The organism is Lacticaseibacillus boliensis (assembly GCF_054784775.1).
Genome location: NZ_BAAIHN010000025.1, coordinates 1 through 22,413, shown reverse-complemented (window position 1 = coordinate 22,413; position 22,413 = coordinate 1). Strand labels below are relative to the sequence as shown.

20 protein-coding genes, 6 tRNA genes, 1 rRNA gene, 1 riboswitch and 1 other annotated feature are annotated in these 22,413 nt (G+C 54.2%); of the genes, 8 read left to right on the top strand and 19 right to left on the bottom strand.

What is annotated here, in order from left to right:
• The first annotated feature begins 144 nt into the window (after positions 1 to 144).
• The 4 genes from ACYVRB_RS10360 to ACYVRB_RS10345 all read left to right on the top strand — a co-directional run bounded on the left by ACYVRB_RS10360 (position 145) and on the right by ACYVRB_RS10345 (position 3,958).
• Positions 145 to 966 carry an undecaprenyl-diphosphate phosphatase gene (locus tag ACYVRB_RS10360; RefSeq protein ID WP_461215231.1) on the top strand — a complete coding sequence of 274 codons (822 nt, stop codon included), beginning with the start codon at positions 145 to 147 and terminating at the stop codon, positions 964 to 966.
• A gap of 14 nt (positions 967 to 980) precedes the next feature.
• Positions 981 to 1,616 carry a copper homeostasis protein CutC gene (locus tag ACYVRB_RS10355; RefSeq protein WP_461215229.1) on the top strand — a complete coding sequence of 212 codons (636 nt, stop codon included), beginning with the start codon at positions 981 to 983 and terminating at the stop codon, positions 1,614 to 1,616.
• 760 nt (positions 1,617 to 2,376) lie between these two features.
• Entirely contained in the window at positions 2,377 to 2,886 is a 510-nt protein-coding gene (locus tag ACYVRB_RS10350) for a sigma-70 family RNA polymerase sigma factor (RefSeq protein WP_461215227.1), read from the top strand.
• The gene (locus ACYVRB_RS10345) at positions 2,870 to 3,958 is read left to right on the top strand and encodes a hypothetical protein (RefSeq protein ID WP_461215225.1); all 1,089 of its coding nucleotides are present in this window, start codon (positions 2,870 to 2,872) and stop codon (positions 3,956 to 3,958) included. The genes ACYVRB_RS10350 and ACYVRB_RS10345 overlap by 17 nt, the downstream gene beginning before the upstream one ends.
• 70 nt (positions 3,959 to 4,028) lie before the next feature.
• Here ACYVRB_RS10345 and ACYVRB_RS10340 read toward each other — a convergent pair whose 3' ends face one another.
• From ACYVRB_RS10340 to ACYVRB_RS10330, 3 genes are read right to left on the bottom strand one after another with little or no spacing between them, the layout of a single operon-like run.
• A complete protein-coding gene (locus ACYVRB_RS10340) occupies positions 4,029 to 4,919 on the bottom strand; it encodes an RluA family pseudouridine synthase (RefSeq protein WP_461215223.1) in 891 nt (296 codons plus the stop codon).
• Positions 4,916 to 5,713 carry an NAD kinase gene (locus ACYVRB_RS10335; RefSeq protein WP_461215222.1) on the bottom strand — a complete coding sequence of 266 codons (798 nt, stop codon included), beginning with the start codon at positions 5,711 to 5,713 and terminating at the stop codon, positions 4,916 to 4,918. Before ACYVRB_RS10335 ends, ACYVRB_RS10340 begins: the two co-directional genes overlap by 4 nt.
• A gap of 1 nt (position 5,714) precedes the next feature.
• Positions 5,715 to 6,377 carry a GTP pyrophosphokinase gene (locus tag ACYVRB_RS10330; protein WP_461215220.1) on the bottom strand — a complete coding sequence of 221 codons (663 nt, stop codon included), beginning with the start codon at positions 6,375 to 6,377 and terminating at the stop codon, positions 5,715 to 5,717.
• A 94-nt stretch (positions 6,378 to 6,471) separates the two neighbouring features.
• On the opposite strand from ACYVRB_RS10330, the gene ACYVRB_RS10325 reads away from it, so the two are divergent.
• Positions 6,472 to 7,029, top strand: coding sequence for a CYTH domain-containing protein (locus ACYVRB_RS10325; RefSeq protein WP_461215219.1), 558 nt, complete (start codon positions 6,472 to 6,474; stop codon positions 7,027 to 7,029).
• 57 nt (positions 7,030 to 7,086) lie between these two features.
• Complete coding sequence (locus ACYVRB_RS10320; RefSeq protein WP_461215217.1) at positions 7,087 to 7,686, top strand: DsbA family protein; 600 nt, start codon at positions 7,087 to 7,089, stop codon at positions 7,684 to 7,686.
• A 45-nt stretch (positions 7,687 to 7,731) separates the two neighbouring features.
• On the opposite strand, the gene ACYVRB_RS10315 is transcribed toward ACYVRB_RS10320, so the two are convergent.
• The 4 genes from ACYVRB_RS10315 to ACYVRB_RS10300 all read right to left on the bottom strand — a co-directional run bounded on the left by ACYVRB_RS10315 (position 7,732) and on the right by ACYVRB_RS10300 (position 11,412).
• Positions 7,732 to 8,781 carry a competence protein CoiA gene (locus ACYVRB_RS10315; RefSeq protein ID WP_461215216.1) on the bottom strand — a complete coding sequence of 350 codons (1,050 nt, stop codon included), beginning with the start codon at positions 8,779 to 8,781 and terminating at the stop codon, positions 7,732 to 7,734.
• 87 nt (positions 8,782 to 8,868) lie between these two features.
• Complete coding sequence (locus ACYVRB_RS10310; protein WP_461215215.1) at positions 8,869 to 10,212, bottom strand: PFL family protein; 1,344 nt, start codon at positions 10,210 to 10,212, stop codon at positions 8,869 to 8,871.
• Positions 10,213 to 10,226: 14 nt separating this feature from the next.
• Positions 10,227 to 10,493 (bottom strand): ACT domain-containing protein, encoded by a 267-nt coding sequence (locus ACYVRB_RS10305; RefSeq protein ID WP_461215213.1) that lies wholly within the window; start codon positions 10,491 to 10,493, stop codon positions 10,227 to 10,229.
• Between the two features lie 94 nt (positions 10,494 to 10,587).
• Positions 10,588 to 11,412, bottom strand: a complete 825-nt coding sequence (locus ACYVRB_RS10300) for an NAD(P)H-hydrate dehydratase (protein WP_461215212.1) — start codon at positions 11,410 to 11,412, stop codon at positions 10,588 to 10,590.
• Between the two features lie 134 nt (positions 11,413 to 11,546).
• On the opposite strand from ACYVRB_RS10300, the gene ACYVRB_RS10295 reads away from it, so the two are divergent.
• Positions 11,547 to 11,630 (top strand) — tRNA-Leu (locus ACYVRB_RS10295).
• A 719-nt stretch (positions 11,631 to 12,349) separates the two neighbouring features.
• Here the strand turns inward: ACYVRB_RS10295 and ACYVRB_RS10290 are convergent.
• From ACYVRB_RS10290 to leuS, 3 genes are all read right to left on the bottom strand, one after another.
• On the bottom strand, positions 12,350 to 13,045 hold the full coding sequence (locus ACYVRB_RS10290) for a pseudouridine synthase (RefSeq protein WP_461215211.1): 696 nt from the start codon (positions 13,043 to 13,045) through the stop codon (positions 12,350 to 12,352).
• A gap of 5 nt (positions 13,046 to 13,050) precedes the next feature.
• Positions 13,051 to 14,688: a putative polysaccharide biosynthesis protein gene (locus ACYVRB_RS10285; protein WP_461215210.1), complete on the bottom strand. Its 1,638-nt coding sequence runs from the start codon at positions 14,686 to 14,688 to the stop codon at positions 13,051 to 13,053.
• Positions 14,689 to 14,827: 139 nt separating this feature from the next.
• Complete coding sequence (gene leuS, locus ACYVRB_RS10280) at positions 14,828 to 17,239, bottom strand: leucine--tRNA ligase (RefSeq protein ID WP_461215209.1); 2,412 nt, start codon at positions 17,237 to 17,239, stop codon at positions 14,828 to 14,830.
• A 65-nt stretch (positions 17,240 to 17,304) separates the two neighbouring features.
• Positions 17,305 to 17,500: a binding site (T-box leader), on the bottom strand.
• Between the two features lie 110 nt (positions 17,501 to 17,610).
• Between leuS and ACYVRB_RS10275 the strand changes: the two genes are divergently transcribed.
• On the top strand, positions 17,611 to 18,255 hold the full coding sequence (locus ACYVRB_RS10275) for a phosphatase PAP2 family protein (protein ID WP_461215208.1): 645 nt from the start codon (positions 17,611 to 17,613) through the stop codon (positions 18,253 to 18,255).
• A 45-nt stretch (positions 18,256 to 18,300) separates the two neighbouring features.
• Here ACYVRB_RS10275 and ACYVRB_RS10270 read toward each other — a convergent pair whose 3' ends face one another.
• The 9 genes from ACYVRB_RS10270 to rrf form a co-directional block, all read right to left on the bottom strand.
• Positions 18,301 to 19,770 (bottom strand): MDR family MFS transporter, encoded by a 1,470-nt coding sequence (locus ACYVRB_RS10270; protein WP_461215207.1) that lies wholly within the window; start codon positions 19,768 to 19,770, stop codon positions 18,301 to 18,303.
• A gap of 66 nt (positions 19,771 to 19,836) precedes the next feature.
• On the bottom strand, positions 19,837 to 21,021 hold the full coding sequence (metK, locus tag ACYVRB_RS10265) for a methionine adenosyltransferase (protein ID WP_461215206.1): 1,185 nt from the start codon (positions 21,019 to 21,021) through the stop codon (positions 19,837 to 19,839).
• Positions 21,019 to 21,100, bottom strand: a riboswitch (SMK box riboswitch). It overlaps the preceding gene by 3 nt.
• Before the next feature lie 37 nt (positions 21,101 to 21,137).
• Positions 21,138 to 21,779, bottom strand: coding sequence for a hypothetical protein (locus ACYVRB_RS10260; protein WP_461215205.1), 642 nt, complete (start codon positions 21,777 to 21,779; stop codon positions 21,138 to 21,140).
• A gap of 68 nt (positions 21,780 to 21,847) precedes the next feature.
• Positions 21,848 to 21,921: transfer RNA gene (locus ACYVRB_RS10255), tRNA-Asp, on the bottom strand.
• A 15-nt stretch (positions 21,922 to 21,936) separates the two neighbouring features.
• Positions 21,937 to 22,009: transfer RNA gene (locus ACYVRB_RS10250), tRNA-Val, on the bottom strand.
• A 15-nt stretch (positions 22,010 to 22,024) separates the two neighbouring features.
• Positions 22,025 to 22,096, bottom strand: a tRNA-Glu gene (locus ACYVRB_RS10245).
• Between the two features lie 12 nt (positions 22,097 to 22,108).
• A tRNA-Ser gene (locus ACYVRB_RS10240) sits at positions 22,109 to 22,198 on the bottom strand.
• 6 nt (positions 22,199 to 22,204) lie between these two features.
• Positions 22,205 to 22,276 (bottom strand) — tRNA-Asn (locus ACYVRB_RS10235).
• A gap of 12 nt (positions 22,277 to 22,288) precedes the next feature.
• A 5S ribosomal RNA gene (rrf, locus tag ACYVRB_RS10230) occupies positions 22,289 to 22,405 on the bottom strand.
• Between the last annotated feature and the right edge of the window lie 8 nt (positions 22,406 to 22,413).

The following is a 22,413-nucleotide window of genomic DNA, read 5'->3' as shown; positions in this document are numbered from 1 at the left end:
TTTAATGTTTAATTTCTGTAAATCCCCCTAGAGACTAGTGGCAAAATTGACGAAGACCGGTATACTGAAAATGCTGGGTTTTCATCTGTGCTCAACCTTACCCACTGGACTATGCAGGTCGAGCCACTACTTCAGGAGGAAATTATGTTAGACATTTTCAAAGCCATTATCATCGGCATCGTCGAAGGGCTGACCGAATTTCTGCCGGTCAGCTCTACCGGCCATATCGACTTGGTCAGCCAAGTCGTTAAGATCCAACAGAATGCCGATTTTATGGCGATGTTCGAATACGTCATTCAGTTCGGGGCGATCTTAGCCGTGATCTTGTTGTACTTCAACAAGCTGAACCCGTTCAGCTTCAAAAAGTCCGCGGCGGAGCGCAAATCGACTTGGGTGTTGTGGGTCAAAGTCATCATCGCCTGCATCCCCTCGATCATCATCGGCCTACCGCTGAACGACTGGATGGATGCGCATCTGCATACTCCTCTGGTCGTTGCGACGACCTTGATTGTCTACGGGATTTTGTTCATTGTCATTGAAAACTACTTCAAAGACAAATCCCCAAAACTGACCTCGCTAGCCAACCTCGGCTACTCGACTGCATTGTTCATCGGGATCTTCCAAGCCTTGTCGATCATTCCTGGGACCAGCCGCTCCGGCGCCACGATCCTCGGCGCGATTTTGCTCGGGACCAGCCGCTATGTCGCCACCGAATTCTCCTTTTTCCTCGCGATTCCGACCATGGTTGGCGTCTCCATTCTCAAGATTGGGAAGTTTCTGCTCAACGGCAACACCTTCACCGGCGAGCAGTGGGCAATCTTAGCAACTGGCACGATCGTGTCGTTCATCGTCGCGGTTATTGCCATCAAGTGGTTGCTGAAGTTCGTGCAGACCCACGATTTCAAACCGTTTGGGTGGTACCGGATCGCCTTGGGGATCGTCGTCTTGTTAGTGCTCTTCTTATAATTTAGGAGGTTCTCATGTTAAAAGAAGTCTGTGTGGAAAACTTTACACAACTGCCTAAAGCCCTGGCCGCAGGCGCTCGCCGTATCGAGCTCAACGATAACCTCGCCGCGGGTGGCACAACGGTTTCCAAAGGCGTGATGGCAGAAGCCACACGCTATATCCACGACCACGATGCCAGTGTTGTCGCGATGATCCGTCCGCGCGGTGGCAACTTTGTCTACAACGACATTGAGCTGAAGATCATGGAAGCTGATCTCTTCGAAGCCCAAGCGCTTGGGGTCGACGCTGTCACGTTCGGCGCTTTGACCACTGACGGGTGGCTAGACGAAGAAGCCATGGAAAACCTGATTGCTGCGGCCAACGGCATGGAAGTCGTCATGCACATGGCCTTTGATGCCATCACGCCGCAACGTCAACAAGAAGCCATCGACTGGCTGGCAGACCACGATGTCGTGCGCATTCTCACTCATGGTGGACCGCTGACAGAATCGATCGACGCCACCATCCCTCATCTGCAAGAACTAGTCGCGATGGCCAAAGGCAAGCTGACTATTTTACCAGGCGGCGGCATCACCGCCGCCAACGTCGAGCAAATCACCTCCACCCTCGGCGTCAACGAAGCCCACGGCACCAAGATCCTCAAATTCTAATTTCAACCAACCTCGGGAAAACGATTCCCGAGGTTTTTTCATACCAAGATACTCTTGCAATCGTTGTCCGGCAACGTCAGTCTTCTTTGGGATGTGTTTGAGATAGTGGTATAGGTCGGGTTTGGTGTGTTCCGGCCCTAGAGATGGCTGGAACGGTGCGAGGCGCTCAGGAGCTAACTCTCCGCTTCGCTACGAGTGGATCTCCTTCGACGCCTTTGTTGTAAGCGGCAAGCCGCTAACAACAAAGCCGCGCCTGAGCCATCTCGGGCCTCCACACCCCAAACCCTGACATTAGCGTCCTGCGTCACCAGAAGCGGCAATTTCCAAGAGAGTAGAAATGGACTAGTGGCTGACAGTACATCTAACTAAGAACGGATTAGTTATAATCACCGAGTTGACCCGTTTGTCCATAACCTCAAACTATCCTGATACGTAGAATCTAGGGTGTGGGTGAAAGTGACGGAAGCAGGTCAATCTGACGTGGTGAGATTGCTGTTAGCGACTTGTCGCTTACAGCAAGGCGCAGGTGGAGATCCACTCAGCGAAGCTGAGTTAGCTCCGCCGAGCACCCTCTCCACGACAGATTGAAGCCTGCTGGAGTCACTTTCACCCGCACCCGGCAGCTTACCGGTCTACAAAACAACAGACACTTACGCTGCCGGACAGTGATCATTTATTTGCGAAAGAATTGAGTAGGATTGGGAACCTTTTGGACCATTGGTGGTACTAATGTGTGTTTGAATCACTTGGAGGTGAGCCTATGGATCTTGCATTGATCCACCGCGCGCAAGCAGGCGATACGGCCGCTTTGGTAGCGTTGTTGCAAGCGCGCAATGACAAGCTTTACCGCACCGCCTATCTGTACTTACACAATCAGGCTGACGCCTTAGATGCCGTGCAAGAGGCATCGTTGCAGGCGATGTTGAATATTCATAAACTGAAACATCCCGAATACTTTGACACTTGGCTGATCCGTATCGTCATGAATTGTGCGTTCAAAATGTACCGGCGCCAGCCCCCATATCAGTCGCCTGCACCGGTCACAGACACGGCAGCGGCCAGCGACTTGCACGCGGATCTGACGCGGGATCTCGCCCGCCTACCACGACGGTATCAAGAAGTCATCGTCTTGTATTACTACAACGACTTGCCGCTAGCGGCGGTGGCCAAAAGTCTACACCTACCGTTAGGCACAGTGAAAAGTCGCTTGAACCGTGGGTTGGCACTTTTGCGCAAGGAAGGAGCGGTCCATCATGAGTACGGCCTTTGATAAAATTCCCGTCCCAGAAAATCTGGTCAATGCGGCGATCGCCACTGGCGTCGGCCAGGCCCAGCCGCGGCGCCATCAGCGACGCATCCGTCGTGGTTTGCTAGTCACCGCGATTTTAATGGCGACCGTCGGACTGATGGCACCGGTGACGCTACAAGCCGGTGGCCTTGTGCCGGCGTACAAGCAACTCCTCGATCAGCCGTTAACAACTGAAGAGCATCTCGACCCGACAATCAACCATGTGCTGGGTGATCTAGACAATCCCCAGCATTATCACGCGCTTAAGGTTCCCGCCCAATCTGTCAACGGGATCAAGGTCCAACCGATCGGCACGTTGGCAACCGCCGGCGTGATCGCGGTGTTGGTGGACTACCAAGGCCAAGGCATTGACCCCGATGCGTTGAAGTCACCAGTCGTGGATGTCCACGCCCCTGGCATGGCCAAGCTGTACGACATCTCCGGAAGCACTGCTGGCAAGGTCAGCGTCGGTCACTACCGCCAAGTGTTAGCCTTTTATCCGCCGACTACTGGTAACGTCAAACTCGCCCACTTCGACCTTACCCTAAGCCACATCAATGGTTCAGATAACGCGCTGCATTTTAACGGGTTGCAAACCGCGGACTACCGCACCCAAACTCGGCTATTGAACGCTACCAAAACGCTCACGCTCGATCATCAACCGGTGACGGTTGCCTTGACCCGAGTCCAAGCTGCCAGCGAAACCTTCGTCTTGGATTACCAAACCAGCTTCCAATCAGTCGACGCCACGCTGGCGCGCTACCTCAAAGAAGCCGCTTGGGTCTCCACCGGCAAAGTCCTCGTCAACGGCCACACCGTGGGTGACCTCGATCTCGGTGTCGGTGGCAGCACCCTGGCAGTCACGACTGGGGCCACCACAACTGCACGCTTTCAGTCGACGTTTGCCAGCCAGTATCGCGACTCGCAAGGCCAGCGCCACGCGCTGCCTGCTAATGCGACCGTCCAATTTGCCTATGAGGTCGTCACCAGCCATCATCAGCGCCAGACAGTCACGAGCTTCTCGATCCCGGCAAACCAGCTGCTACTGGAATAACCAAAAGCCGCCTTAAGACATCGCGACACGATGTCTTAAGGCGGCTTTGCTCTCTGATCATATTCGCATGTCAGCTTTGCGCCGCGATCAGCGCCTGCATATCCGGCGGCAGTGGCGCGGTAAGGTGGATCTGGCGTTGCAGGAACGGGTGCCAGAAGGTCAGTTCTGCGCAATGCAACGCCTGGCGATCGATGCCACCGAGCTGGCCGCCGTAAAGGTCATCGCCATATAGCGGATGCCCGATGGCGGCAAAGTGTGCCCGAATCTGGTGTGTGCGTCCGGTGTGCAGTGTCACCAACACCTGCAACATGTCGCCAATGCGGCGTTGAATCTGATACTCCGTCACTGACACCTTACCATCAAGGACGACGCCGCGGTGCATGTAAAAATCGGTCGTCCGCCCCAGCCGCAACACCAGCCAACCATGAGGCGCCAAGGATCGACCGGCGGCAATCAAGGCGATATAGCGCTTCACCATTTTGTCTGTGTGCAACTGCGCGTCGATCAGACTGTGAGCGAGGCTGTGCTTGGCAAACAGCATCAAGCCACTGGTATCGCGATCCAGGCGCGTCACCACGTGAATGGCGGCGCTAGGCGCGTTGGTAGCCTGCAGATACGCCTTGACGCGGTTGGCCATCGTGTCCGGGCTTTTGGCAACGTCTGGGATCGACGCAGACCCTGCCGGCTTGTTGACGACCAGGAAGTGTTCGTCTTCGTACACGATAGCGATCGGTGCCGGATAGGGAATGACGTTGTCGGACTCGACATCCGGCGCAAGTTCAACTACCACGCGGTCGCCTTGGTGTACGATAAAGTTCGTATGTTCCGGTTGCTCGTTCACAAAAATCGCACCGCCGTGAAATTTAACGCGTTTGATCTGCGCCCGTGCTAGTCCCAGCGCCCGCAAAAAAGCATACAGCTTCACCGGCACCGCGTCGGTGTAAGTCCACGCCAGCCTCACTTTTTGGCTCCGATGAAAGCATCTTCCACACGATCCCAGAAGTGCATGTGCCGGTACCGAGCAAAATGGATGCGTTCATCTGCGATCCGGAAGCGAATCGACGTCACTAATTGTGGTGTAATGCTGAACTGGTCGATGCCCATCAAGTAGTCTTGAAACGGCTCTGGGCGCAAGATCACCCATTCATCCGGCGCCAGGATCATCGGTGCGGCCAGCGTCCGGAAGACCCGGTTGTTGATCGACGCGATCTCGGTCACCTGCATCGCATCCAAACGTGGGTGAATGACCGCCCCGCCATTAGACTTCGAGTACGCCGTAGACCCGGTTGGCGTCGACACACAGAGGCCGTCGCCACGGAAGCTTTCAAAGAAGTTCTCTTTGATATAAACGTCACAGCGCATCGTCCCCGACAGGCGCTTAAGCGTCGCTTCGTTTAAGGCCAAGTAGTGCGACGTGGTACCGTCTTCGTAGTCCGCCAACACATCCAGCAGCGGATATGACACGCTTTGGCCGGAATCTTTCTTCAACGCCTGCACCAACTCGTCGATTTCATAGTCGCGCCAATCGGTGTAAAAGCCCAGATGCCCGGTGTGGACCCCGATAAAGCGCACGGTGTCGAGCTGTTCTGCATACCGGTGAAACGCCCCCAACAAGGTGCCATCCCCACCGACGGTAATCACGACATCGGGATGGGCTTTGTCCATGGTGAAGCCAGCGGCGGTCAGCTTTTCTGTCAGCTCGCCCGCCGCGACCATGGACTGACTGTTTGAATTATTGATGATGGCGATCCGCATACTAGTCATCCTTTTTATCCCGATCTCTGGCCATCGGCACGTTTTGGCCTTTGCCATAGGAGAATAGTTGCTGAGCCTCTTGAATTTCTTCACGGATCTCAGACATTTCCTCGTCCAGCATAAAACTGGCCTCCGCCGCGCGTTTCAGCCGTGCCTTGAGTTCATCTGGGAACTCACCTTGGTATTTATAGTTCAAGGAGTGTTCAATCGTTGCCCAAAAGTTCATCGACATCGTCCGAATTTGGACCTCGGCCAACAATTTCTTCTCACCATGGACGAGTTGTACCGGATATTCGATCACGACATGATATGATCGGTAGCCGGATGGCTTGACATTGGTGACGTAATCGCGCTCTTCGACGATTTTTAAGTCGGTGCGCTTGTGCAACAAGTCAACAACCTGATAGATGTCTTCAACAAACTGGCACATGATTCGCAATCCTGCGATGTCTTGCATATCTTGTTCGAGCAAGTCGTCAGAGATGAATCTGCGCGACTGCTTTTCGATGATCGAGTCCACCGGTTTGACGCGCCCTGTCACAAATTCGATTGGCGTATGTTCATTCGCCTGCTGGAATTGTTTGCGCATCCCGCGGAACTTGATTTTTAACTCGCTGACCGCCTGTTGATACGGCATCAAAAAACTATCCCAATCACGTTGCATTGCCGCGCCTCCGAATCTTTTGCTTTAATCTCTCATTAGTTTACCATATAATCAACGTGAAAACCGGCTCTCACCGGACAGAAAGGGATGTCTCATGTCGATCGAAGCTGAACAAGAATTCAAAGCCTTACTCCCAGCGGCACAAGTCGTCACGCTTTTGTCCCTCTATACGTTTGCTGACCCATTCACACAGACCAATCGGTATTTCGATACCGTCGATGAAGCGCTACGACAACGCGGTTGTGGCCTGCGCACCAGACAGTTCGTTGATCACGCTGAGCAGACGCTCAAGGTTCCAGCAGGACCGGACCGCAAGCTGTTGGAATACACTGATCCTATTGCTGGCAACATGTTGGTTGCTGGTGGTCAGGTCGAAGCGGAAGTCGTTAGCCTCGGCGTCGACTTCAAGTCGTTGCGCCCATTTGCAGAAGCGACCACGACGCGCCGACTGGCCCAACTACCAGCCGGTCTTTTGACCCTCGACCAGACACAATATCCCGACGGCTTTAGCGACTGGGAGGTGGAACTTGAATATCATGATGCCGCCACCGCCCAAAATTTCTGGAAGCGTCTCGGCAAGCAACTACAACTCACTTTCTCAGCCCCGCAGAACAAGATCCAGCGCGCAAAAGTGCACACTCGAGCAAAATAATTGTTTTCTGGCAGTAATCTGGTAAAGTATAGGTAACCTAACATTGGAGGCCAAGCCGTGCTAGAAGTTTTCCTTTTCGTCAATCCCCTTGGGACGCAGTGTCGCGAAACCGAAGCGGCAGTGACCCGACTTGCTGAAGAAACCAATACCCACATCGACTTGCATTTTGTCATGCTCCTGAATTTTCGGATCATCGACGATTTGATGCAGGCCCTACGACTAGATACGACCGATCTCATTTTACGCAATCAACTCTTCGATGCCGCCACCCAAGTGGCCTTGGATTTCAAGGCCGCTCAGTTTCAAGGCAACCAAAAAGCGCGAGCGTTGTTGCTCGCGGAACAAGAAATGTTTCTCGATGGCGATTTCACCTATGATCCGGCGTTTGCCGCGGCCTGTGTCCACGGACTGGGGCTGAACCCAGAAGGCTTTGCTCAAGACCGTCAAAGCCTGACACCAACTGACTGTTTCAACGACGATTTTACCTTAGCCCAAGAGATGGGCGTGCAAGAAGCACCAAACGTCGTCGTCTTCAATCCCCAAGCTGATGACAACGCCGGCTGGCGGCTGGGTTGTACCCCGAATTATCAACGTCTCAAGACGGTTTGTACCAAACTGGCAACGCTCACGCAGCCAAAACGTCTACATGTCCTGTAACCGCCAAAGCCATCCGCGAATCTGCGGATGGCTTTTTTTGTCGCGTTATGCCTTGTTGAGCGCCGCCAGCTTGTGCTCGTAGTCCGGATACCACTCAGCCGGACGCAACCACCGCCAGCCAGTGGCCGTCGTTGCCAACAAGCCTGCACGTTGCAGCTCGTGATGCCAACGATCTGCGACGACCCGCATCAGTGCCTGCGCATCGACCAACGGCGTCAAGGCAGGGTCTGCTTCCTCCCGCCAAAAAGCTTGCTCACTTGGACGGTCAACATCCCCATCACCAAACTGCAACAACCAGTGCGTCCGCAACTGCCACTCCGGCTTCCGCAATCCCGGCACACCTGCCATGCCATCGTGGACGACCCATGGCACCCCTGCTAGATTTCGGTGCTGTTGGTACGCCTCTGCCTGCAAGCGCATGACGCGGCGATCGCGGTGACGCAACTGATTAACGACCAGGCGCGCGGCTTGATAACGGGACTGGCTCACGTTAACCATCTGTGTCTGTACCGGGCCGCCGTCATAGCGGGTGATGGTATAGCCACCCGATCGCCATTGCCAGCGCGCCAGAGACTGCCCCTTGCTGAACCACAGGTGATAATCCCCTGGTTGTTGCGACTGCAAAAATTTGGCCTGCAGGTTGCCAGGGCGCTTGGTGTGGTAGCGTGGTCCCATGATCCACACACACGTTAATCCCAACTTCTGGTAACCAGCGGTACGTTCCTGTAACCGCGGGCCACTCAACGGGCTGCACTGAAACTCAAGCACCAACGTCGTGTCTTCGCGAATCCACACCACATCGGCACGCTGTTTGATTACCGGATAATACGTCTCCAAGGCCACGTGGTATCCCAACCGCTCTCCTAACCCCGCCAACCACCGCTTGCCTGCTAGGTGATCTGCGCTTTCGCCTTCACTCGCCGCTTCGCACGCAGGCCCGATATGGGCAAAATGCGCCGGCATCACCGCGCCGTTTTTGATCCGCACAGGGCGCCGGCAGGCAGGACAATAAAAAGCATTGCCTCGCAAGCGGGTCGCTTCTTCGTGCGTGTGCAATTGCACCAGTTGAGTCTTGGCGTTCATGGCAATAAACATCTCCTCACCTCCAACCACAAATTCGCAAACAGAGGTGAAAAAAAGCACTGCTACACCACGATCGTCGTGGTGTAGCAGTGCTATCAATTAATTTTTGAAGCTGTGGATTGGGGCTGGAATATGACCACCACGGTTGACGAAGACAGAGGCATCGCCGGTGTTGACCGCCATGATCGGCGCGGAGCCGAATAAGCCACCAAATTCGATTGACTCGCCGACCCCTTTACCCGGCACAGGAATCACCCGCACCGCCGTGGTCTTGTTGTTGATCATCCCGATGGCGGCTTCGTCTGCGATCATCCCAGAAATCGTCGTCGCCGGCGTGTCGCCAGGCACCGCGATCATGTCGAGACCGACGGAGCAAACCGCCGTCATTGCCTCGAGTTTTTCCAACGTGATGTGACCGGCCTCTGCCGCCTTGATCATGTTAGCATCTTCTGATACCGGAATGAACGCCCCAGACAAGCCCCCGACACGCTCGGCAGCCATTACGCCACCTTTTTTCACGGCATCGTTCAGCAAAGCCAGCGCCGCCGTAGTCCCAGGGGTCCCGACATGGCTCAGGCCTAAAGTCTCTAAAATTTCGGCCACAGAGTCGCCAGGTGCTGGTGTCGGTGCCAATGATAAGTCCACGATGTTAAATGGCACACTGAGACGCTCGGCCGCCACCTTACCGACAAACTGCCCCATCCGCGAGATCTTGAACGCCGTCTTCTTGATCGTCTCACAGATAACCTCGAAGCTCGCGTCTGGCTGATCAGCGATGGCGCGCTGAACCACCCCTGGGCCAGAAACCCCAGTGTTGATCGCGACGTCTCCTTCAGAGACGCCCCAAAAAGCGCCGGCCATGAACGGGTTATCTTCGACTGCGTTGCAGAAAATGACCAGCTTCATCGCCAGTTTGGGATCGATCGCCGCAATGTCTTTGACGCATTCGCCCATCAGGCGTACTGCATCCATGTTCAACCCGGAGCGGCTCGCACCGATGTTGACACTGGAGCAGACGCGATCCGTCGCCGCTAGTGCCGCCGGAATTTGGCTGATCAACGCCAAGTCGGCCGGCGTACACCCGTTTTGGACCGTTGCTGAGAAGCCACCGATCAAATCGACCTCCACAGCTTTGGCCGCGTCGTCCATCGCTTTGGCCAACGGCAAGAAATCAGGTTTAGGGTCAGCACCAGCGAGCATTGCTACCGGGGTCACGCTGATCCGCTTGTTGACGATCGGAATCCCGAATTCACTGGATATGGCATTTGCCACCGGCACCAGATCTTTAGCCTTGGTAACGATCTTGTCATACACCTTCTGGGCGGTTGTCTTGGTGTCGCCAGTGATACAATCCAGCAACGAGATCCCCATCGTCACGGTGCGGATATCCAGATTCTCTTCGGCAATCATCTGGATGGTTTCTTTGATCTGATTGGTTTCCATAGGCTCTCCTTGTTCTACAGCTTGTGCATCGCGTCAAAAATTTCTTGGCGCGCGACTTTGATCTCAACACCAATTGTTTTCCCAAGTGTCTGTAATTCGCCTTTAAACGCCCCAAAATCTGCCGTTTCAGGCAGTTTTGCCAACAGCATCATGGTGAAGGCGCCTTGCATGATCGTCTGTGATACATCGAGAATGTTCACATCCAACGCGGCGATTTTCGTGGTGACCTTGGCGATGATTCCGACCTTGTCGGTTCCAATTACGGTTACGATAACTTGCATCCTGTAGTCCTACCTTTTTGTATGATAAAGCCATTCTACCATAACCGCATCGTTTACTCTCATCATTCTGCCATTGTTCGGCTTTTTCCGACAATTATTTACCGCTGACCCGCGCCATGTACGCCGGCAACGCCGCAATCACCTGACTTGGCAACGCCACGTATTGAGTCGCTGCCAGCTCATCTGCCACTGCGCTATGCGTATAGACCGCTGCTGCAATCACCCGACTGTGGTAACCAAACTGACCGATGAAGGCGGCCAAGATCCCCGTCAACGTGTCGCCAGACCCGCCTGTGGCCATCGCGGCACTGCCGACCGAGTTACGATACGCATCATCGGCTGCAAACACCTGCGTCCGGTGCGACTTCACGATGACTACCCCAGGCAACTTGGCGGCGGCCGCGTGATTAGCCGCCGGCGTCTGCGCTGCGATCTCAATGCCTGACAACCGTTGCCATTCCATCTGGTGGGGTGTCCACACCAATTTGGCATCTGGCAGTGTCATGTGATGTTCAGCCACCAGCGTGATCGCCGAGCCGTCGATGATCAGCACCTGTTGCGGTTGCACATTGGCAAAAACGAGTTGTAACACGGACAGCGCCTGCGCATCGACCCCAAGTCCCGGGCCGACGACGATCACGTCTTGGCTTTGCATCAACGCAGGCAAACCAGCATCATCAAAAGGCAGGATCATCGCCTCCGGTAGCCGTGCGTGCAACGCCGAGCGATTCACCGCCGCAGTGGCGACGCTGACCAAGCCGGCGCCGGCATACACCGCCGCGCTGGCAGATAAAATCGCTGCCCCGCCATACTGGGCGTTGCCGCCAACCACCAAGATCCGCCCGTAATTGCCTTTATGACTTTCTTCCGCCCGCGGGCGAACAACTTCTTCTACGATTGAACGATCGATTGTTTGCATAAGCTCACCTCAAGCCAATTGTACAGCATCGACCCAACCATGTGCGGCAACTTTTTTGCGCTTAGGACTAGACAGACCCCACAAACCTTGATATACTAGTTTTCGTTGTTAAGTTCACAACAACGTTATGCAATGCCGCAATGGCGGAATTGGCAGACGCGCAGTGTTCAGGTCGCTGTATGGTTATCCATGTGCAGGTTCGACTCCTGTTTGCGGCATAACGTTCAACTCTCAGCTTTAAAAGCTGGGAGTTTTTTTGTTGTCTTATTCAAAAAAACACCGTTATCTTTCCAGATAACGGTGCACATTCAACGCTATCGTTGTCCGGCAACGTAAGTCTTCTTTGGGATGTGTTTTGGAGGGTGGTATAGGGCCGGACGGTGTGCACTCCAGACAGATATGGCTGGAACGGTGCGCGGCGCTCGGGAGCTAACTCTCCGCTACGCTACGAGTGGATCTCCCTCGACGCCGTTGTTGTAGGCGGTAAACCGCCAACAACAATGTCGCGCCTGAGCCATATCTGTCTTCCGCGCACCCCGTCCTTACATTTGCGTCCTAAAAATTCAAAGTGGTGGTTTCCAAGACTGGAGAAATTTAATAGCGACCAGCGATATTAGTTGTGAGTGGTCTATTCATGATTGAATGAATAGACCTTGTCCGATACATCAAACTATCCTGATACACAGAATCTAGGGTGTGGGTGAAAGTGATGGAAGCAGGTCAATCTGACGTGGTGAGATTGCTGTTAGCGACTTGTCGCTTACAGCCAAGCGCAGGTGGAGATCCACTTCGTCGCAGACGAAGTTAGCTCCGCCGAGCACCCTCTCCACGACAGATTGAAACCTGCTGGAGTCGCTTTCGCCCGCACCCGTCAGCTTATTGGTCTACTACCAACGACACACTGACGCTGCCGGACAGTGATTGTCTGAGACTCATACTACTGTGCTGTCAGCTGCGCACGTTCCGTGGTGGTAACAGCCCGATAACTTCCTGCAGGCAAGTCAGCCGGCAACCGCAAGTCACCCATGGCGACGCGCTGCAAGGTGATGACCTCAACCCCGACAGCATGAAACATCCGCTTCACCTGGTGGAACTTGCCTTCGTGGATGGTGATGGCTGCGGTCTTGGGATCGCGCAAGGTGACCTCGGCCGGTGCGCTGGTAAAATCTTTGAACACTACGCCGGCTTCGAGCTGGGCCATCATATCAGGCGTCAGTTCAGCATCCAAGCTGGCCACGTAAGTCTTAGCGACATGTCGGCTGGGCGCCAACAGTGCGTGACCCAAGGCACCGTCAGTCGTCAGTAGCAACAAACCAGTCGTGTCCTTGTCTAGGCGACCCACGGGAAATAATCCGGGACGCCGGTCGTCAGGCGCGATCAGATCGAGTACCGTTTTGGCGTTGGCATCTGTCGTTGCGGTAATCACGCCGGCCGGCTTGTTCATGATGTACAGCACATCGAGCTCGCCGCTAATGCGTTTGCCGGCGACAACAACTGTTGCGTCTTCTGCCAGGGCGTAACTGGGATCGCGAATAGTGGCACCATCGACGGTCACCTTTTTGTTTCTGATCAATTGCTTCACTTCTGAACGGGTGCCCACCTGCAGATGAGCGAGATATTTATCTAAACGCATGTTTTTCACCTAATGTGTAGCCGCCGGCGGATGCCTGCGACGCGTGAGCCGACCACAAAGTCTGCCAAGCGGGTCTTCAACACGGCATAGCCGTAGACCGCGACCCCAGCCGGCAAAGAAAGCACCAGCATAATAATTGCAAAAAGCGCACGCTGTGGCGAGACGACCAGGCTGAGTGCCATGATGATCGTCCGCACAACGATGAACATCAACAGCGAAAACGCCGTGATCCCCGCCAGCCGCCGCATGGTCTGTCTGGCCTTGTAGTGGTATCGGACACGCAACGAGCGCATCATCAACACACACGTCACCAGCATCCCCGCCATTGACGCCAAGGTCGGGCCATATACATTGAAAAAGTAGATCAGCGGCCACTGCAAGGTAAACTTCAAGGCAAATCCCACCAGCATCTCACCGATCGCCAGTTTGTTATGAAACAGACCTTGTAATAGCGTCGCCAACACCGTGAACAACCCCAACAAAATCGCCAGCAGACTCGACAATTCAAGCATCCGGATCCCAAGCTGGTCGTAACCGTAAAAGACAACGTAAAGCGGCGTCGCGATCGCGGCCATCCCGATCGCAGCCGGGATCATCACCATATAAAACAATTGTAAGGTGCTCGTGATCTGTGCGGCAACTTCCTTGCGATCGCCGCGTGTCGCCGCAGCAGCGAGCAACGGCAACGCCGTCACCGCCATGGCAACCGCCAGGCTGACCACGATCATGATCAGCTTGTTGGCGTTACCGGCAAACAACGCGTAGATCTCATCCAGACGTTGTTTGGACACGAGAAAGCGGAACTGCATCATCGGGTTGAACGTGTACTGATCGATAATGTAATACAGATTGATTGCAGAATCCAAAACGATGAACGGTACCGCTTGTTTGAAGATGTCGATCAGGATCTGGCCGACAGAGATCTTGATTTGATCACTGCTACCTTGGGCCAACTCTGAGAAACGTTGCCGCTGGCTAATGAGATAAAACACCAATAACCCGAGGCCAAATACCGCTCCGACAAACGCCGCAAACGTCGATTGGGCGACGGCGCCCACCACGTCATGGTTGCCCAGCCGCATGATGATGAACGTCATCAACAACATATACACGATGCGCGCGACCTGTTCGATGAATTGGCTGATCGCACTAGGCGCCATCTCATTGTAGCCTTGGAAGAACCCACGCAAGATCGACAGCAACGGGATCAACAACAGCGGCCACGACAACGAGCGGAAGATGCGCGTCAACGCCACATCGTGAACCGCCAAGATCGGGGCAAACAGCCACAACACCGCCCACGACAAGACGCCCATCACCGCCATCAATAGCACACCCGAACGAAACAGGCGCAACCCCGTCCGGTATTCATTCATCGCGTTGTAATGCGCGACCTGTTTGGAAATCGCACTGGGGATCCCGGCCGTTCCAATGATCAAAAAGACGCTGTAGATCTGATAGCCTTTGGTGAATAACGCATTGGCGGTCAAAAACGCCGCCCCCATCCAGATCCGCCATGGCACGATGTAGATCGCCCCTAAGATCCGGGAGAAAATACTGCCGGCGGTCATCCAAGCCGAGCCGCGCAACATTTGTTCTTTGGCCGAGCGCTGTGGGCGCTTCGCCTGTGTTTGTTTATCCATATTTTTCCGCGCCGCTCCAATCAATGCACTATCTTTCCTATTTTAATTGAAAGTGCCGCGGCTTTCAACGCACGCCGGCGACTTGTCATGTCAAACCAAAAAACCCGTTGCCATGATAGCAACGGGTTTAGGCATTCAATTAACGAACGACGATGTTCACGATCTTCTTTGGCACAACGATTTCTTTGACAATCGTCTTGCCAGCGATAAACTTCTTGACGTTATCGACCTGCTTGGCCGCCGCCTTGATCGTGTCGACATCGGTGTCAACATCAACGGTGATGTGGCCACGCAGCTTGCCGTTGACCTGAACCATCAACTGGTACGTTTCGGTGACCAGCTTGGATTCATCAACAGTCGGCCATAGTTCGTAGGTCAGGCTGTGGTCGTGGCCGAGCTTGCTCCAGATTTCTTCCATCAAGTGTGGTGCGATCGGGGCGAGCATCTTAACGAGGCCTTCGACATATTCATAAGGTAGCACGTCAACTTTTTGCGCGTCGTTGATGAAGACCATCATCTGCGAGATCGCCGTGTTGAAGTGCAGATCTTCGAAATCTTCGGTGACCTTCTTGACGGTTTCGTTATAAACCTTGTCGAGCTTGCCGTCATTGAAGGTGGTGATGTGATCGCGCATCTTGCCTTCGTCATCGATGAAAGTGCGATAGACCCGATCGAGGAACTTACGGGCACCAGCCAACCCGGTCGTACTCCAAGCGATCCCGGCGTCCAGCGGGCCCATAAACATCTCGTACAGCCGCAAGGTGTCGGCACCGTATTGCTCGACGACATCGTCTGGGTTGACGACATTGCCTTTGGACTTGGACATCTTTTCGTGATTGTCGCCGAGGATCATCCCTTGGTTATACAACTTCTGGAAGGGTTCCTTGTTCGGGATCGCGCCAATGTCGTATAAGAACAGGTTCCAGAACCGGGCATACAACAGGTGTAACACGGCATGTTCCGCACCGCCAATATACAGGTCGACCGGCAACCATTCTTTGAGCTTGTCGTAATCAGCCAAGGCTTCCTTGTTGTGTGGGTCAACAAAGCGCAGGAAGTACCAAGAAGAACCAGCCCACTGCGGCATGGTGTTGGTTTCCCGCTTACCTTTGCGCCCATTTTCGTCAACCACATTAACCCAATCGTCAAGGTTGGCCAACGGGGATTCCCCGGTACCACTCGGCTTAATGTCGGCTTCTTCAGGCAACATCAGTGGCAGCTGGTCTTCTGGTACCAGTGTGGTTTCGCCGTCTTCCCAGTGGATGACTGGGATCGGTTCGCCCCAATAACGCTGACGGGAGAAAACCCAGTCGCGCAGCTTGTAGTTCACGTGCTTTTCGCCAACGCCTTTGTCTTCCAGCCAGGCGATCGCCCGGTCGATGGCATCAGCCTTGTTCAACCCATCCAAAAAGCCGGAGTTGATGTGCACACCGTCGCCGGTGTAAGCCGCATCTGCGATGTCGCCGCCTTCGATGACTGGCGTGATCTTCAGCCCAAACTTCTTGGCGAACGCGTAGTCACGATCATCATGGGCAGGCACCGCCATGATGGCCCCGGTACCATAGCTGGCCAAAACGTAATCGGAGATCCAGATCGGAAGCTTTTCACCGTTGATCGGGTTGATGGCATAAGCGCCTGTCCACACCCCGGTCTTATCTTTGTTCAGATCCGTGCGTTCCAGGTCAGACTTGTGTTCGATCGCCGCCTTGTATTCTGCGACCGCCGTCTTTTGTTCCGGTGTCGTGATGGCATCGACCAAGTCATGTTCCGGTGCCATGACGGTGTAAGTCGCCCCGAACAAGGTGTCTGGGCGCGTCGTGAACACGTCGAAGGTCTTATCGGAATCGGCGATCTTGAAGGTCACCTGGGCCCCGACCGAACGGCCGATCCAGTTGCGTTGCATCTGCTTGATGTTTTCCGGCCAATCAAGATCGTCGAGGTCTTCCAACAGGCGATCTGCATAGGCGGTGATCTTCAACATCCACTGGCGCATTGGCTTGCGAACAACGGGGAAACCACCACGTTCGGTCTTGCCGTCGATAACTTCTTCGTTGGCAACCACGGTACCCAGATCCGGGCTCCAGTTAACGGGGATCTCAGCTTCGTAAGCTAAACCGTGCTTGTACAGTTGCTCGAAGATCCATTGCGTCCACTTATAGTAATTCGGGTCGGTCGTAGAAAGTTCACGATTCCAGTCGTAGGAAAAGCCCAAACTATTGATCTGGCGCTTGAAGTTTTCGATGTTTTTCTTCGTGAATTCCCGTGGGTTATGACCGGTATTCAAGGCATACTGTTCCGCAGGCAAGCCGAAAGCATCCCAGCCCATCGGATGCAACACGTTAAAGCCTTGCATCCGCTTCATCCGCGCAGTAATGTCTGTCGCGGTATAGCCTTCTGGATGCCCAACATGCAACCCTTGACCTGAAGGATAAGGGAACATGTCCAGCGCGTAAAAATTCTTCTTATCAGGATCAGTTGTTGTGTTGAACTCATTGTGTTCAGCCCAATACCTTTGCCACTTCTTTTCGATCGCCTTGTGATCGTATGCCATCAATATTGCCTCCTAAGATTGGTCAAACGAACGGTGCGTATGAGGATACAAAAAGCCGCCCTATTAATTAGGACGGCTTTCACCGCGGTACCACCTAAGTTCTGCTGACGCAGCGCTTAATTTGGATAACGGGTCTGCCGGTAGTCGCTACTGAATTCACGTCTACAACGCAAAGGTGAGTTCATCTTCTGCCCGTCAGGCTCGCAGTGGCCGCCTGATCCCTGCTGTCCCGCAGCCGGATTACTAGTCCTTTGTTCGTTTGATATTGGGTCAATGATAGCAAACTCTTAACCGACAAACAAGCCTTTGCCGCCAAAACTATGCTACGATTGAACGAAACGACCCGCTTTTCTTGAAAAAAGGAGTTCCTTATGACACGCTCAAAAACCCCACTTCTCATCACCTTATGTGCGTGGCTGGCGGCCTCCCCGCTAGTGCTTGCAGTCTATCAGCACGCAACCTGGCTACCGACTCTCGACAACCCGATCATCACCGTGGTTACCAGTGCCCGTAGCCCCTGGCTGGATCAGGTGATGCTTGGCATCACCAGCCTGGGCAATCCCGCCACCGTCACGGGAATGACGATCATCATCATGTTGTGGCTAAGCTGGCGACGGGCGTATTGGCCGGCGTTGTTCGTCGGTATCAATGTCAGTGCTTTGAATCTGCTTAACCATCTGCTCAAGACCTGGCTGCAGCGCCCACGCCCTTTTATCGCGGACCCGGCCATCCACCCACTCACGACCGCCGGCGGCTTCTCGTTTCCTAGCGGCCACGCCACTGCCGCCATGGCACTGGGTGGCAGTCTCATCATCTTGGCAATCATCACACAACATGGCAGTCGCCGCTTGATGGCGGTGTTGCTACTGACGCTCATCATCATCGCCATCGGCCTGTCGCGCATCTATGTGCGCGTCCACTACCCCACAGACGTTATGGCTGGTTACTTGATCGCATTGGGCGGGTTGCAATTAATTTGGTGGCTGATGTCGCCAAGACTCGTGCCTCACGGCTAAAAAGGCGCCTTGCGACGAATTCGCAAGGCGCCTTTGTTGTCGTCATTAATCTGCATCCACCATGACTTGATCGCGGTCAAAGGCATTGACGACCAGCGCCAGGGCCACCACGACCACCGTGCCCCAAAAGATGCCGTGCAACCCTGCATACAAGATCTTTTGTAGCGCCGGCACCAACGCCACCGGTAGCGTCTTGGCCTTTTGCGGATCGATCAGCTGATTGAGCATAGCCATGCTCAAGTGGTGATTGCTGGCAACACCGTTGACCATCTGCAGGTTCAAAATAACCCCAAACACCGCTACCATCAGCGTCTGACCCAGCGTTCGAGACAGCGTGTTGAAGCTGGTCGCAACGCCGACCGTGTCTTTAGACACCACGGCTTGAGCGCGAACGGTGGTGGTGGTGATGATCGTCCCAAAACCAAACCCCAAGCCGCAGGCAACGACCAAAAAGGCCCAATACGGCGTAGTTTGTGGCACCAGTGCCAACACCAGGCTGCCGACCAGCAAGACGGCCAGCGCCAGGTTGATGATGCGTTTAGGCGTTGTCATCACCAGCAGGCGTCCGGCGACAAACGAGCCGACGATCCACATCAGCGAACTCGGGGTGATGGCAAAACCACCCCACGCCGCAGATTTGCCCAACACGCCTTGCACCCACATTGGCATATAGGTTTCATAGCCGATGACAAAACCAGAAACCAACGCCGCCACGACATTGGTGACCACAAACGCGCGATTAGCAAACAAGTGCAGATCGATGATCGGGTCTTGGGCCTTGCGCTCTTGGCGCACGAATTGCCACAAAGCGATCGCAGCGGCCACTAAAAAGGCGAGCAATTTGAGGCCCCCGTGTGGCGTCGCCAACGCCTGAAAACCTAACAGCAACAAGAGCAACCCAACGACGAGCCAGAACGTTTCCCAGTAGTCGACCGGCGTTTTTTGCGGCTGATAGTCTTCTTGTAACGCCACCCAAACGATGAGCATCGTGACGATTCCGATCGGGACGTTGATGAAGTAGATCCAATGCCACGACAATTGTTGAACGATAAAGCCCCCAAGAAGCGGCGCCACCAGCGCTGCGATCCCCCAGGCTGACCCGTTGAAGCCAAGAACTTTGGCGCGTTGTTCAAAGGGATAAATGTCTGCAATAATTGTGAAGGTTACCGGCATGATGGCACCGGCCCCGATGCCTTGAAGCGCGCGCATCACGATCAACACCGGCATCGATTGTGCCAGCCCCGACAGCAACGACCCACAGACAAAAACCGCCAAGCCCACTTCAAACACCGGCTTGCGCCCGATGCGATCGGCCAACTTGCCAAACACCGGCGTCGCCATGGCGTTAGTCAGCAGGTAGATGGACACGATCCAATTCATCAGCTCGACGCCGTGCAGTTCTGAAACGATCGTCGGTAGTGCAGTCGCCACGATCGTCCCTTCGACCGCCGTCATAAATGTCGCGATGAACAGCGCGACGGTAACAGCGGCAACATTCGTTGATTTCTTCTTCATAGGCCTCCCTTTTCCATTAAAAAAGCGTTCACCAACCTCGCGGTGGGTGAACGCCTCTTTTCTCGTTTAATCTAAGTACTTGGCCAGCGCCTCGACTTTATCGAGGTGTTCCCAAGGCAGATCAACATCTGTACGTCCAAAATGACCATAAGCAGCCGTCTTCTTATAGATCGGCCGACGCAGGTCAAGCATTTTGATAATTCCGGCAGGCCGCAAATCGAAATTCTCGCGGATTGCCTGCTGGATCACGTCTTCGGCAATCTTGTTGGTGCCAAAGCAGTTAACAGAAACAGAAACCGGTTGGGCAACCCCAATCGCATAGGCCAGCTGCACTTCTAACTTATCAGCCAAACCAGCCGCAACGGCGTTTTTAGCGATGTAGCGGGCCGCATACGAAGCCGAGCGGTCGACTTTCGTAGCGTCTTTGCCGGAGAAGCAACCGCCGCCATGACGAGCGAACCCACCATAAGTATCGACAATGATCTTACGCCCAGTCAAACCGGAATCGGCTTGCGGGCCACCAAGAACGAAGCGCCCGGTTGGGTTGACGTAGATCTTGGTCTTGTCATCCAACAAGTCAGCCGGGATCACCGCACGGATCACCTGATCTTCGACGTCTTTACGGATCTGCTCGAGCGACACATCAGGGTCGTGTTGTGTCGACACCACAACGGTATCGACACGAACCGGCTTTTCATCATCATCGTATTCGACAGTGACTTGAGCCTTCGCGTCGGGACGCAAGTAGCTGATCGTCCCTTCTTTGCGCAACGCCGCGATTTTTTGCATCAAGTGGTGCGACAAAAGGATCGGCAATGGCATCAACTCTTTGGTCTCGTTGATTGCGTAACCAAACATCATCCCTTGGTCACCGGCGCCGATTTTATCCAGCGGATCGGTCAGACCTTCCTTGGCTTCGTAAGAGTCGTTGACCCCCAAAGCGATGTCGGGTGATTGTTCATCTAGCGCAACGAGCACCCCGACAGAATCCGGATCGAAACCAGATTCCTTGGTGTAGCCGATCTCGCGAATCGTATCGCGAACGATATGTTGAATATCAACGTAAGCGCTGGTGGAGATTTCGCCAACGACCAGTACCAGGCCGGTCGTGACGGTGGTTTCGCAAGCGACGTGCGCCTGTGGGTCTTGCGCTAAAATAGCATCTAAAATAGCATCGCTGATTTGATCAGCAATTTTGTCGGGATGGCCTTCTGAAACAGACTCCGACGTGAATAAGTGACGTTCCTGCATGTGTGTGTTTCCCCCTTATGATTATCGGTTACAAGGCATGTCCAATCTGGACCCCATCGGGAAGTGTATTGCAACTTAATTAATATACCACTGTTCACGTCTTTTGGCGACGACTATCACCCGTGTAACCGCGCCAAGATGAAAATAAGTGCAATCACAATGCCACTGACAGCATACCATGATGCCCGCGGGCGCAAAAAGCGGCTTGAGGTGACAGTCGCCACGATGAGCGTTCCGACCGCCGCCACTAGGGTAAACTGTTGCAACCAGTAGCCGACGGCGGTGATCACGACCAGCAACCCCACCATCACGACCAGCGGCATGCGATCTCCCCAAATTGCCACCACCACCGGCAAAGTCACTAAGCCGAGCATCACGAGCACCTGTAGTGTCAAGGTGTGCATGACCAAATACAATAAGAAAGCCTGCACGAAGAAGGTGACCAGCATCCAAGCCGTTGCTTCCCATTGCGGTGTCAAGTCTTGGGTGCTGACCAATGCGGTTAAGAGGATCTGGGCGATTACCAACGGCAATAAGCGCCATTGGCCCACACAAGCCAACACCCCGAAACCACCGGCGGCGATCAACCACCAGCTCAGGCGCCATTGGCTGTGCATCAGTGATAGCGCCAAGACCAGTGCCAAGGCGCACCCTAACTGCCAAGACCAGTCGATGGTTGCTACGCCTGGGTATAACAGTGGGAGAATAATGATTTGCAAAAAACTCAAGACGCCCACAGAAGCTTTATTGATCGTCATCACAGACTCCTTTTTCTACAATTCTACCGCAAACAAAAAACGCCCACCAGTGGTGAGCGCATCCGGTACGGTTCCAACGAGACTCGAACTCGTGATCTCCTGCGTGACAGGCAGGCGTCCTAACCAACTAGACCATGGAACCGTAATTACAAAAAAATGGAGGATACAGGGCTCGAACCTGTGACCCTCTGCTTGTAAGGCAGACGCTCTCCCAACTGAGCTAATCCTCCATTTATGTCTATAAGTGACCCGTACGGGATTTGAACCCATGTTACCGCCGTGAAAGGGCGGTGTCTTAACCACTTGACCAACGGGCCATTTGCAATCAACGGAGAGTAAGGGATTCGAACCCTTGATAGAGGTAAAGCCCCTATACATGGTTTCCAACCATGCTCCTTCGGCCACTCGGACAACTCTCCATGCAACTCCGGATGTCAGGCTCGAACTGACGACACCCTGATTAACAGTCAGGTGCTCTACCACTGAGCTAATCCGGAATAAATATAACAGCGTGGCGGCTTCCTACCCTCGCAGGCAGTCACCCACCAACTACTCTCGGCGTAGAGAAGCTTAACTTCTGTGTTCGGCATGGGAACAGGTGTATCCTTCTCGCCATCGCCACCACACTGTATTT